We start from the raw sequence: 11,882 nt of genomic DNA, 5'->3' as shown, positions 1-11,882 counted from the left end.
TCTCCTCTCGAGACTGTGTCACCCCTGCTCGGACAGAACAGTAGCAACATAAAAAGTATCGCGTTTAATGAGGGAGATAGCATAAAAAAAGATATTGTGCTGGTAAACTTAGATTGTGAAGATATCAATGTTACCTATGCACGTCTCCTTGACGATTATGATCGTGCAAAAAAACTCCTCTCTAGTGGTGCAGGTTCAAAAGAATCTTATGAAAAATCCAAATCATTATTTAACGAAATTGAAGTCAAAAAAAGTTGGTGTTTAATAAAATCCCCTATAGATGGGGTTATTACTAATAGCTTTCGTGAAGCTGGAGAATATGTTACTCCAGGTACAAAGCTAGTGTCTATTTTAGATAAGAATAATTACTGGGTGTTTTTTTATATTCCACAAAATCTAATCAATAGATTCAATACGGGAGATACAGTTTCAACTGTTCTTCCTGAAACAAATGAATCTTTTCAAGGAAAAATCGTAAAGATTAATGAAACAGCAGAGTTCACTCCTAAGAATGTCCAAACTTATGATGAGAGAGCAAGACTTGTTTATGGGGTCAAAGTAAAAGTCGACAACAAAAAAAATCGGCTTAAACCGGGCATGTCACTCGACTGGGAGATTAATAAATAATGAGTTTAAATATCCAAATCAATCAAATCCTGAAGAAATTTGGAGAAGTCGTAGCACTTAATCATATTGATGATTCTTTCGAGTCAGGAAAACTACATGGTCTTATTGGGCCTGAGGGGGCAGGAAAAACAACTCTGCTAAGAAATATCATGGGTCTTCTCATTCCGAACTCAGGGAATATTAATTTTTCGGAAAACGACAATTCCATTATATTTTCTGAGATAAAAAGCAAAATTTCCTATATGCCGCAGAGACAAAGTTTGTATCCTGATTTATCTATAGAAGAACATTTAACTTTTTTTAAATCCCTATATGGAATAGATGATGCCACTTTTCATAAAAAATCAAAAGAACTTTTAGAAATCACAAGGCTCAATAAATTTCTTGATCGCCCCGCAGGAAAATTATCTGGGGGAATGTATAAAAAACTAGGTCTGATGCTTTCATTACTTCAGTCTCCAAAGGTACTTTTATTAGACGAGCCCACCAATGGAGTCGATCCAATAAGTCGTCGTGAATTTTGGGAACTTCTAAATCATTTAATTTCTGACAACATCATTATTATTTATGCCACTTCTTATATGGATGAAGCAGAACGATGTGATTTAGTTCACCTGCTTGATAATGGAAGGCTTTTTTCAAAGGGCCCTCCTGATGAGCTTTTAGAAAAGGCAAAAGTAAAAACCTTTGATGAGTACTATCTGACTCATACCAAGGAAACCGTATGACTATAAAAAACTCTGTAGAAGTCAAAAATTTAAGCGTTCAATTCGGTGATTTTTTTGCGGTTAAAAATATTACATTTGATGTAAAAAAAGGGGAAATATTTGGTTTTCTTGGTGCTAATGGTGCGGGAAAGACGACCACAATAAAAGTATTGTGTGGCGTCCAGCGACCAACATTAGGTGAAGTCAGTGTCAACGGTGAAAGCTATGAGGATATCACGGCACTTAAAGGTCAAATCGGTTATATGTCTCAAAAGTTCACACTTTATGATGATCTCACCGTCTATGAAAATTTTTCTTTCAATTCAAGTCTACGAAAATTAGATCGTTCCTTCTTCCAGAAAAGAATTAAAGAGTTGTTGGACTTTATTGGCTTTGAGTACCCATTGCATGCTTTAGTAGCTGACCTTCCAGGCGGAATTAAGCAACAAGTATCTTTAGTCGTTTCTATGCTACATGATCCAGAGGTTATATTCCTTGATGAGCCAACAGCAGGAGTTACCCCCTACTACCGAAACAAGTTTTGGGATCTCATTAGAACGCTTTCAAAAAAAGGAAAAACTGTTTTTGTCACCACTCACTATATGGATGAAGCAGAATATTGTGATCGTATTGCCTTAATGAGAACAGGAGAAATAATCGCCTTAGATACACCAAAAAATCTTAAAAAGAAGGTTTTTCCTGAGAAATTATTGGAAATTTCAAATTTAGATAAAGCTAGCAATGTTATAGAGCAACTTAAGGAAGATAAAAATATCTTAAGTCTTCTTCCTTTCGGGTCTCGTTACCACTTAATTTTAAAAGACCTTGCTGCACATAAAGAGTTTCAACGTAAGCGCCCCATGACGCCTTTTTGCCGGACCTCTTAAAAGCACATAGTCTGAACTTCACAAGGAGGTTCAGTATGAGATCAATATCCAAACATTCCGACAAAGAGATATTCTGGCGGGACCAGGTACGATCATTCGCCAGGTTTCACGGATCGCAGGCGGCGTTCTGCAGACACCACGGGCTCTCAGTCAGTACATTCCAGTATTGGTACCGCAAGTTTCATCAAACAGATCGCGAAGTACAGATCATCGAGCCATCGCCATTTATTGAGGTTCAAGTTGAGTCCCCCCCTTCAAAGCACAATATGCCCGATGCAAAGTGGGTTGCAGAGCTGATCCTGCATCTTCAGGAGGGCTTGCGATGAAATCCCCGAAAGAGTTTAAAGGAGTCTTTCTTCACAGAGATCCCGTGGATATGAGGAAAGCCATCAACGGCCTCAGCGTTATAGTGCAAGAAGCTGGTATGGGGGATCTAATGGGGCCTTATCTATTTGTCTTTTGCGGTAAGCGCCGGGACGTGATGAAGGTTCTTTATTTTGACAGATCCGGATTCGCGCTTTGGCAAAAGCGATTGGAAAAGGACAAGTTTCCGTGGCCCAAGAAATCCTCTGTGGAAAACGTGCAGTTATCCACAGAACAATTTACTTGGCTACTTGAGGGCTACGATGTCTGGAAGATGAAGCCGCACGCGGAGTTAAAATTTGAAAAAGTTTGTTGAGAGCTTTAGCTGAATGCTTGATACTCGCAAAAGGCATGTCAAAGTCGGAAACACTTTCTACACCAGAACAAGAAATGGCTCTGCGAATTGCAGATCTGGAAAAGCTTTTAAAGCAAGAGCGTGAAAAGAATAAAAACTTTGAGAGTCAGGTCAGTTGGTTGACGGAGCAACTTAAAGCTTTAAAGCGCAATCAATTCGGAGCAAAGTCCGAGCGCTGGGAATCCCAAGAACAGTTAAAGTTTAATGAAGCCGAAGTGGAATCTCAAAGTCCTACCCCCGACAAAGAAGACTACACAGTTGAAGTGCGAGGGCATACCAAGAAGATTCGGGGGCATAGAAAGCCCCTGCCGGAGAATCTGCCCCGCGAGATTGTAAAAGTCGAACTTCCAGAGTCCGAACAAATCACGGAGCAAGGTGAAAGGCTCAAAGTCATTGGCTGGGAGATCTCTGAGAAACTTAGGTACGAGCCGGCCAGGATCAGCGTGCTTGAGTATCACCGGGCCAAATACGGTGTTGGCAGTGGTGATTACGAAAAGACCGCGCCGCCGGTTCCTTCAGTGATCCCAAAAGGCATTGCTACACCAGAGTTATTGGCCGCTATCGTTGTAGGTAAGTATAGCGACGGCTTGCCACTTTATCGTTTAGAAGAGATTTTCGCCCGTCAGGACGTGGAGTTGAGCCGTACAACAATGGCTAGATGGATGGTGCAAGTAGCTCAAGCCCTGATGCCAATCAGAAACGTCTTATCCGACCGGATGTTGAGTGCACACGCCATTTCCTGCGATGAGACGAGTGTTCAGGTGTTAAAAGAAAATGGCCGTTCTGTCGAGAGCAAATCGTGGATGATTGTGCGGGCAACTCCGTGTGAGAAAAGCAAGATCGTATTGTTTGATTACAGCCCTTCTCGTAGCGGCGAAGTGATGAAGAGCCTCTTTGCGGGCTACGAGGGGCGCCTATTGTGTGATGGTCTTGATGTGTACAACGGTCTTGAAAGTGAAACATTGGTTCGCTTCGGCTGCCATATGCACGCGCGCCGCCGGTTTGAACAAGCGGTCAAAGATGGTGCTAAATCCGGAAAAACCATGGCGGCTCAAGTGATGGACATCTACAAAAAGCTTTATGACTTCGAAGAAAAAATACGAGATCACGCACCCGAAGAAAAAGTCAAAGCGAGATTGAGAGATCAAAAACCTCTGCTTGAGGAAATTAAGCAAATCGCGGAATCCAATATCGCAAAGGTTCCAGACAAGAGCAAGCTGGGACAGGCTTTCAAGTACTACTTGAATGAGCATACGTATCTGACGAGGTACTTAGACGATGGGTTGATGGAGCCAGACAATGGGTTCGCTGAGCGCGCCATCCGCAAGTTTGCTATCGGCAGAAACAATTGGCTTTTTAGCGACACGCCCGATGGCGCGGAGGCCAGCAGTATTCTTTACAGTCTCGTGGTGACAGCAAAGCTCAATGGCGTCAATGCTTACAAGGCCCTCTGTAAAATCTTGACTGATGTTCCTCTGGCCAAAACCGTGGAAGATTATGAACGTCTCGCCGACGCCATCTTAACATCCGAGGCACCGGTTTAACAAAAAGGCGTCATGGGGCGCTTACGTTTCAACTGAAATATTCGCACATATTTAATGTTAAAGAAATTGAACCGAATTTAGAAGATGTTTTTGTACGCCTAGTTGAGGGAGATAGATAATGAATAAAGAAATCATTACCCGAGTACTCTCTGTTGCGAAAAAAGAACGCTATCATATTTTAAGAGATCCCTATGCACTCACAATCGCCATTGTCGTTCCGCTATTCATAGTTTTGGTTTTTGGATTCGTCATAGACTTTGACGTAAAGAACATTCCAATTAGCTTTCAAGATCAGGATCAAACAGCTAAATCTCGCGACTTGTTAACAAAACTGGAAAACTCAGGATATTTCAAAATTCATCAGAAACTTTATAGTGTGGATGAAGCCTTTAAAGACATCGAAAATGGAAATTCAAAAGCATTTGTACAGATACCACCAGGCCTAGAAAAAAACATTCTTTCAAAAAATTACTCCCAAGTACAGGTGCTTTTGGATGGAGCTGATAATTCTACCGCGGGAGTTATCCTCGGTTATTTATCTAAATTTACCGCATTTGTAAACGCTGAATATTTTGGTGTAAAACAGAACTATAAAATAAATGAACAATTTTACTATAACCCTCAACTTTTGAGTTCATGGTTCGTAGTGCCAGGATTAACGGCTATTATCCTTGCCTTGATTTCTATTCTTTTAACGGCTCTAACAGTAGCAAAAGAATGGGAAAATGGTTCTATGGAGCTTCTTCTTTCGACTCCAGTTAAGCCAATTGAAATCATTCTTGGAAAAATGATTCCCTACTTAATTATTGGTGTTTTGGCCTTAGTATTGGTGCTAATTGTTTCTTTTATGGTTTTTGAAATTCCATTTAATGGAAGTCTCATCACTTTTATTTTTACGAGCATTATATTTCTTATTAGTTGTCTGGCTCAAGGAATACTTATTTCAATCTTAGCGAAAAACCAACAACTCGCGATGCAAATATCAATGATAACCGGATTACTACCATCTCTCTTATTATCAGGTTTTATATTCCCTATTGAAAATATGCCTAGCTTTTTTCAAGGCCTAACTTCAATATTGCCAGCACGATGGTACATTCTTATTAGTCGATCAATTTTTTTAAAAGGTGCAGATATAACAAATGTCCTTGTTCCTACATTGGCACTAATTGTTCTCTCAAGTGTACTTGTATTTATAGCATTGAAGAATTTTAAACCAAATCTGGAGAATTCATGAACAATTTATATAAATCATTCTTCACGATTCGTGGTTTTATAAAAAAGGAATTTTCCCAAATACTACGCGATACCAAGATGAGAATTGTTTTATTTGTACTTCCTATAGTGCAATTGGTTGTTTTTGCAGTGGCCATTTCAACAGAAGTTAAGAATATTAAAATTGGCTTTCAATACAATGTATCTGATTCTGAATTTGTCCAAGTCATCGAGCATATTGAAAAAAGTGGTTGGTTTAAAATTGTACCTTTAGGGTTTGGTGAAGATATCGCTTTAAAGATGAAGAATGGTGATTTAGATGCTGTTTTGATTGCCCCATTAGAAAAGATGAGCGTAGATCGCGAGCGTGACAATTTAGGATATCAATTAGTAATTGATGGTACCAATTTAATCAGGGCCCAATCTGTTGAGAGATATATAAATACAATTTTATCCAACAAGCTTATGGGGCAAACAAGCCCTCCACTCTCGCTCAATGTTCGCACGCTGTACAATCCAGAAATGCGTAGTCCTTATTTTTTGATTCCTGGCACGATGGCCATGATTGTAGGGCTCGTCACAGTACTTTTAACAAGTATGTCGCTATCAAGAGAAAAGGAAATGGGAACTCTAGAAATGATTTTAGTTTCACCCATTAGCAGTATTGAACTAATTCTCGGAAAAACTATTCCTTTTTTGATTTTAGGAATAATAAATGCTATCACAATTTTATTTTTCGCCATTGTTATTTTTAGAGTTCCAATGAACGGAAGCTATTTGCTTCTTGGCCTATCGGTATTTGCGTTTGTGTTTTCAACAGTGAATGTTGGAACATTTATTTCTACTTTTGCAAAAAACCAACAACAGGCCATGCTTGGAGGTTTTATTTTTTTATTTGTCGCCAATCTTTTGGCCGGAATCATGTTCCCAATCGACAACATTCCTATATTTATGAAGTGGCTGGTAAATTTGAACCCTTTAAAATTCTACGTTGAAATTTTGCGCGGACTTATGCTCAAAGATGCATCATCATCTTTTGTCATTCAGAATATTTTGGCTTTATTTGCAATCGGATCAGGTTTTGCTTATTTAAGTTATAGAAGAATGCAAGAATACTTATCTTAAGAAGAAAACTTAATTTCAGATTACTAAAAATATTTCAAAACTTATTCTTAAATAATAAGGTATTCCATTTTCTCAGAAAAAAAGGAAGCGTGACAGCTCCACCGAATCCTATAACGACCTTAGCTGCTGCTTTAAAAGAAGCCTGCGGAAGTAACGTAACCCCTGCGTAATACGCGTCTTCCGTCCGATCCACCGTCCTGTCATGCTCGGGGCATGAGCGAAACCAATAAAATCATCGAAGAAATCAGTGAACCCTGCGTAATACGCGCTATTGACGAAGAGCCCGAGCATGTGCCAATGGCGTGGGCGGAGCTTTTCCCGCAGCGACTAAATGCAGAGCCATCGACAAATAACTTCGCGGATCAAGGTCATTCTTTTTACAAGATTCAATTACAGTGAAAAGTGTGGCGGCGGTATCTGCGCCAGCGTGATTTCCAGATCCGTAATAATTCTTTCTTCCGACTACAGCATGACGGATCGTACGTTCGGCCTCATTGTTTGAAAGAGGAATACGGTTATCATTTAAGAACAACATAAATCCGGCCCACCTTTCTGTGAGATACTCTATAGCCTTTCTTTTCTGACTGCCAGGGCGTGAATTTGAGTACTCTCCTATGAGATTTTTATGAAGACCCTCGGTAATCAACTGACTTTTCTCTTTTCGTAGCCGCAAAAGGTCTTCAAAAGAGGAAGCCTCTCTTTCAATTTCAAATAATCGATCAATATCATCTAAGATTGGTTTTACTGTTGGATCGTGGTCTTCAATTTTTATAAATTCTCTGCGTGCATGTGCCCAACAGAATGCTTGGGGAATTTCTAATTTCGCTAGTATGTTGTATCCAACATAACCATCAGTAACGACAGGTCCACTGTATCCACTCAAAAAATCCTTAACAACTTGTCCTGATCTGGTGGGCTTAAAACAATAATGACTACCGTAACGATTGCTTACCACCCACATGTAGCCATCTTTTTCAGTCTTATCTTGGATTTTCCAAGGGGTTTCATCCAGGTGTAAGGCAAGATCGCTTGATTTCAATTCTTTGAGAATTTCAGCTTGTACAGGTTCAAGACTAGCAGCTGCAAGTCCAGACAATCTTGAGAGAGTACTATTTTGGATCCCTTTTAAACCCAGCGATTCCATTTCTCGGGTCTGTCTTTCTAAGGGCATGTGGCTGATATATTTATCAGCCACAACACTGATAACAAAGTCAGTTGAATAGTTCATTCCTGGCAATAGGCCCGAAGGGCCATTGGCAGTGATAATAACTTCTTTATCTGAGTCTGGAATGAACTTTGGATCCAGTTTATATTTATACTTCTTGTGGATTTCTTTGACATAGGATCTTTCAATGATTTGTATTTGAAAAGATTCATCATAAAGACCCGTATTTTTCCACATTGATGGATGTGGATTGTCGATACCACGAAGTTTTGCTTCTTCATTAAGTTCGTCATCTGAAAGATGGTGCGCAACTTCGCAGCTAGGTAAACCTGACCATTTATTTTTCTTTTGCTCTTCACGTGACACTTCAGCAGGGAACGCCGCTTGGCTGAATAACATAGCCTCGGTTTGGCTTTTGTCACGAGGACGATCTGTGGCTTCAGCTCGTTTTTCAGTGGATTTACCAAAAATACTTCTACGGAGCAGCTTTATACGCTCATCTAGGTTGAATTTAGACTGCAGGCTAAGCGCTTGCTCCTCTTGAAGTTTGGCAACTAATAGTTTTTGCTGTGCAATGAACTCGAGAGCTTGCGACAGAAGTGCCTGCAATATGCGGGGATCTTTTTCGCTTTCAATAATTTTTCGAGTTCTTTCATCCATCAGCCGGGAGTTTGTAAAAACCCTTGCGGAAGATCAACAGCTTCCCTTTGCGTCACTGGGATTTGTGGCGCTAAAGCTGCCATAGAGCGGTCAACAATAGGTGTTCTGATCACACTTCCGTGGAAAATCAGCTTTAATTCTGACAAACTGACCTCCGATCGCCCCAATAGTTCGGCCAAAGACATAAAGTTCCCTTTTTCCATACGTTTTGAAATCAGTACCAGCCCTGTCCCATCATAGAAAATAGCTTTGATGCGCTTACGGTTTTTCCCGAAGAACAAATACACATGTCCCTGATCCATAATCGCCTGCATTTGATGGACACATAAAGAATGTAATCTTTCAAAACCACACCGCATGTCGATACTTTCGCGATATACAAATGCCCGAAGCCCCTTGCGGTCTAAAAACATGATTTACCTCGCTGAAGTTCAAGGATGGTTTTTACGGCAATAGATTCTGGTATCTCTAAAATATATCCTTCTGGAGTTCTAACCGTCACAGTTAGACCCAGATTAGTTTTTTCTTCTAATGAAGGTCCAACTGTGACAGTTGGACCTGGTTGGACTGTTAATGCATGAAAGTCAGATTTAATATTTTTCTTGGGCTTCAATCGCCACGACATAATAGTTGCATAGGGGATGTCGATTTGTTGGGCTGTTGCTTTAACTGGTACATCCAGGGCAAATAATTCTTGGATTCTGGACTTTATGGATTTCGGCCAAGGTTTTCTGACGGAGCTCACTTCGGAATGATATTGCCGAGTCAGCTCTTGGATTTCTTCTATTAGTTGGTTCGCACGCTGTGTTTTCATGAATCGCAGCATGCTGGATATTGATTTCAGTTCCTAGACGCGTTTTATGCAGTGGTTACAGAAATCAAGCAGATCAAAGAACAATACCAAGCCGAGGTTGGTAGCGAACGTAAAGCCTGGCCCAATGCCATCAAAGATCGAGTTAGCAAGCTGTACGCCCTTGGTATGAACGGCAAGGCCATATCTGTGGCCATTGATATATCATACTACTCGATTCTGGAATGGCGGCCAGAGGGACTTCCGGATAGCCGCGGCCGCAAGGCCGCCAGTCATTTTCATAGCCTGCCGGTGGTCAAAAAAACTAAAATTGGGACCGTCACAATACCAACTTTATCACCGGATCATAAAGTTGAGATGGTCACAGTCACAACTCCAGATGGATACCTAATCTGCCTCCCAGAACACAAGGCTGTATCCTTTCTAAGTCAGCTTCGGGAAATGTGATGTTTGTTGACCGAAAAGGACTCCGAGTTTTTGTGTACCGCGACGAGATTGATATGCGTTGTGGATTTGAGCGATTGCACTCTCTGTGTGTACATCAAATGAATGCCATTATGGATCAAGGGCACATTTACCTGTTTTTTGGAAAGAACAGGAAGCGGGTTAAAATACTGGTTTATGACGGCAGTGGCCTGGTGCTGATTGCAAAGAGGATTGAACGAGGTCGGTTCATGTCATTATCTGAGCTCCTCGGTCGGTACGAGATTTCGCAGGACGAGCTTAAGTTGATTCTTCATGGCAGTGTTGTACGCAAACCCGTCGTTGACAGATCATTGTCGCCACAAAGTCCAGTGACGCAAAGGGAGTCTGTTGAACTCCCGAAAGGACTCAGCCAAAGTCATCCATAGATGGCACAAGATGATCTCAAGAAAATAAAGAAAATCCTCAAAGAGGAAAGCCCAGAGCTGGTTGCGCAGCTGATGGCGAATCTTATTGAGCATAATCGCAAGCTTGAAGCTCGGATTGAGGCCATCGAAAAGCAGCGGTTTGAGAAAGAGCAGTCGGCATTTGCAATGGAGGAGCAAGTAAAGCTTCTTCGTCGCAGTCTTTTCGGTAAATCCTCTGAGAAGCGCGCCGAGGCTACAGACCGTCCCCGCGATAGAAGCCAAACCGAAGCACTTCTATTTAGTCAGGCAGCTTTCCCGGCGGAAGTATCCCGAGAAGATCAAAAGAAGAATAAATGGGCCAACCTGCCAGAATTAGAAATTGCTCACCACCTTAACGACGACGAACTCAACGAAGAAGCCAAATCACGTGGCATTGAAAACCCACAGCCTGCGATGTGGAAAAATACTGGCCTGTACGACGAATCCTTCCGTATTCAGATAATCGAACGCTCTTACGTCAAAGAAGTTCATAAAAAGTACAAATATAAGCTTGATCCCAAATTTAACTCGGATCCGGACAAAGAAGTCATCATCACCGCCAATGGCCCCTCCAGCCTATTGCCTGGCATGAACTATTCGACTGACTTTGTGGTCAGTGTCGTGGCTGATAAGTATATCAGTCACATGCCTTTGGAACGGCAAACCCGAGAGATAGAGTCCCTTGGTCTTAAAGGGATCAAGAACAGTACATTGTCACGCCTTAGCGGGCTTGCAGCAGCAAGCCTTGAACCTGTTCAGACGGAAATCTTGAGCGAGCTAAAATCAAGCGATCTAGCACTTCACTTGGATGAAACCCCATGGGGTATCCAAAATAAGAACGAAAAAGACGGATACATGTGGATCGTGAGCAATCGCTACGGCAGTCACTATTTGTTCAAACCAACTCGTTCTGGGCAAGTCGTGCAAGAGTTTTTAAGTGGCTATACTGGTCCCGTGGTTACCGATGGTTATGGCGGTTACAACGTACTTGAAGAAGCTGGCATTCCTCAGGCATTTTGCTGGGCGCATGCGCGCCGAGAATTTATAAAAATTGAAGACCATGATCCCACCGTAAAACCAATACTGGATGACATTGACAGGTTGTTTGAGATTGAGCGAGGGGCCACGTCGTTTGAAGAACTTCTGCGTTTGCGAAATGAGAAAAGTCGCGCCGTCGCCGAAGATCTTCACCAAAAACTTTTAGAAGAGCACCCCAAGTCCCGTCCGGGAAGCCAGAAGCGCAAGGCCATTGAGTATCTTACCAAGAGATGGAATGGGTTTACGTTATTCTTGAGGGATCAGCGTATCCCGCTGTCCAACAATGAAGCTGAACGCACCATCCGTCATGCCGTAGTGGGGCGCAAGAACTATTACGGATCTGGAAATCATGCTGGCGCGGAAACTGCTGCTACGTTATTCACAATTATCGAATCCTGCAAAAAGAACGACCTCGATCCGAGAACGTACCTTTCAATGGCGCTACACATGGTGGCCGAAGGAAAAATCCCACCAACACCCCTGGCACACGCACGAGCCATCCGTCAATAGCGCGTA

General features: G+C 41.8%; 14 protein-coding genes. 11 read left to right on the top strand and 3 right to left on the bottom strand.

Annotation, left to right across the window (positions count from 1 at the left end; genetic code table 11):
• Positions 1 to 15 precede the first annotated feature (15 nt).
• The 8 genes from ACZ5ZV_RS19105 (at position 16) to ACZ5ZV_RS19070 (ending at position 6,823) form a co-directional block, all read left to right on the top strand.
• A complete protein-coding gene (locus tag ACZ5ZV_RS19105; protein ID WP_464118803.1) occupies positions 16 to 627 on the top strand; it encodes an efflux RND transporter periplasmic adaptor subunit in 612 nt (203 codons plus the stop codon).
• Positions 627 to 1,355, top strand: coding sequence for an ABC transporter ATP-binding protein (locus ACZ5ZV_RS19100; RefSeq protein WP_464118802.1), 729 nt, complete (start codon positions 627 to 629; stop codon positions 1,353 to 1,355). Before ACZ5ZV_RS19105 ends, ACZ5ZV_RS19100 begins: the two co-directional genes overlap by 1 nt.
• Positions 1,352 to 2,221, top strand: coding sequence for an ABC transporter ATP-binding protein (locus tag ACZ5ZV_RS19095; protein ID WP_464118801.1), 870 nt, complete (start codon positions 1,352 to 1,354; stop codon positions 2,219 to 2,221). The genes ACZ5ZV_RS19100 and ACZ5ZV_RS19095 overlap by 4 nt, the downstream gene beginning before the upstream one ends.
• Before the next feature lie 35 nt (positions 2,222 to 2,256).
• Positions 2,257 to 2,547 (top strand): IS66 family insertion sequence element accessory protein TnpA, encoded by a 291-nt coding sequence (gene tnpA, locus ACZ5ZV_RS19090; protein ID WP_464118800.1) that lies wholly within the window; start codon positions 2,257 to 2,259, stop codon positions 2,545 to 2,547.
• Positions 2,544 to 2,900 carry an IS66 family insertion sequence element accessory protein TnpB gene (gene tnpB / locus ACZ5ZV_RS19085; RefSeq protein ID WP_464118799.1) on the top strand — a complete coding sequence of 119 codons (357 nt, stop codon included), beginning with the start codon at positions 2,544 to 2,546 and terminating at the stop codon, positions 2,898 to 2,900. Before tnpA ends, tnpB (ACZ5ZV_RS19085) begins: the two co-directional genes overlap by 4 nt.
• 35 nt (positions 2,901 to 2,935) lie before the next feature.
• The gene (gene tnpC / locus ACZ5ZV_RS19080; RefSeq protein WP_464118798.1) at positions 2,936 to 4,483 is read left to right on the top strand and encodes an IS66 family transposase; all 1,548 of its coding nucleotides are present in this window, start codon (positions 2,936 to 2,938) and stop codon (positions 4,481 to 4,483) included.
• 118 nt (positions 4,484 to 4,601) lie between these two features.
• Positions 4,602 to 5,720: an ABC transporter permease gene (locus ACZ5ZV_RS19075; protein ID WP_464118797.1), complete on the top strand. Its 1,119-nt coding sequence runs from the start codon at positions 4,602 to 4,604 to the stop codon at positions 5,718 to 5,720.
• A complete protein-coding gene (locus ACZ5ZV_RS19070; protein WP_464118796.1) occupies positions 5,717 to 6,823 on the top strand; it encodes an ABC transporter permease in 1,107 nt (368 codons plus the stop codon). Before ACZ5ZV_RS19075 ends, ACZ5ZV_RS19070 begins: the two co-directional genes overlap by 4 nt.
• Before the next feature lie 268 nt (positions 6,824 to 7,091).
• On the opposite strand, the gene tnpC (ACZ5ZV_RS19065) is transcribed toward ACZ5ZV_RS19070, so the two are convergent.
• Genes tnpC (ACZ5ZV_RS19065) through ACZ5ZV_RS19055 form a run of 3 tightly spaced genes read right to left on the bottom strand, consistent with a single transcriptional unit; the run spans position 7,092 to position 9,462 of the window.
• Positions 7,092 to 8,648 (bottom strand): IS66 family transposase, encoded by a 1,557-nt coding sequence (tnpC, locus tag ACZ5ZV_RS19065; RefSeq protein WP_464118795.1) that lies wholly within the window; start codon positions 8,646 to 8,648, stop codon positions 7,092 to 7,094.
• Positions 8,648 to 9,061, bottom strand: a complete 414-nt coding sequence (gene tnpB / locus ACZ5ZV_RS19060) for an IS66 family insertion sequence element accessory protein TnpB (RefSeq protein ID WP_464118794.1) — start codon at positions 9,059 to 9,061, stop codon at positions 8,648 to 8,650. Before tnpB (ACZ5ZV_RS19060) ends, tnpC (ACZ5ZV_RS19065) begins: the two co-directional genes overlap by 1 nt.
• Positions 9,052 to 9,462 (bottom strand): hypothetical protein, encoded by a 411-nt coding sequence (locus ACZ5ZV_RS19055; protein WP_464118793.1) that lies wholly within the window; start codon positions 9,460 to 9,462, stop codon positions 9,052 to 9,054. The genes tnpB (ACZ5ZV_RS19060) and ACZ5ZV_RS19055 overlap by 10 nt, the downstream gene beginning before the upstream one ends.
• A gap of 51 nt (positions 9,463 to 9,513) precedes the next feature.
• Here ACZ5ZV_RS19055 and ACZ5ZV_RS19050 point away from each other — a divergent pair, with 51 nt between their 5' ends.
• The 3 genes from ACZ5ZV_RS19050 to tnpC (ACZ5ZV_RS19040) are packed head-to-tail and all read left to right on the top strand — an operon-like array spanning position 9,514 to position 11,876.
• On the top strand, positions 9,514 to 9,906 hold the full coding sequence (locus ACZ5ZV_RS19050; protein ID WP_464118792.1) for a hypothetical protein: 393 nt from the start codon (positions 9,514 to 9,516) through the stop codon (positions 9,904 to 9,906).
• Positions 9,906 to 10,310, top strand: coding sequence for an IS66 family insertion sequence element accessory protein TnpB (tnpB, locus tag ACZ5ZV_RS19045; protein ID WP_464118791.1), 405 nt, complete (start codon positions 9,906 to 9,908; stop codon positions 10,308 to 10,310). The genes ACZ5ZV_RS19050 and tnpB (ACZ5ZV_RS19045) overlap by 1 nt, the downstream gene beginning before the upstream one ends.
• Positions 10,311 to 11,876 (top strand): IS66 family transposase, encoded by a 1,566-nt coding sequence (gene tnpC, locus ACZ5ZV_RS19040; protein ID WP_464118790.1) that lies wholly within the window; start codon positions 10,311 to 10,313, stop codon positions 11,874 to 11,876.
• Positions 11,877 to 11,882 lie beyond the last annotated feature (6 nt).

This window comes from Bdellovibrio sp. HAGR004, from assembly GCF_055397015.1.
This window is presented reverse-complemented; position numbering and strand designations above follow the sequence as displayed.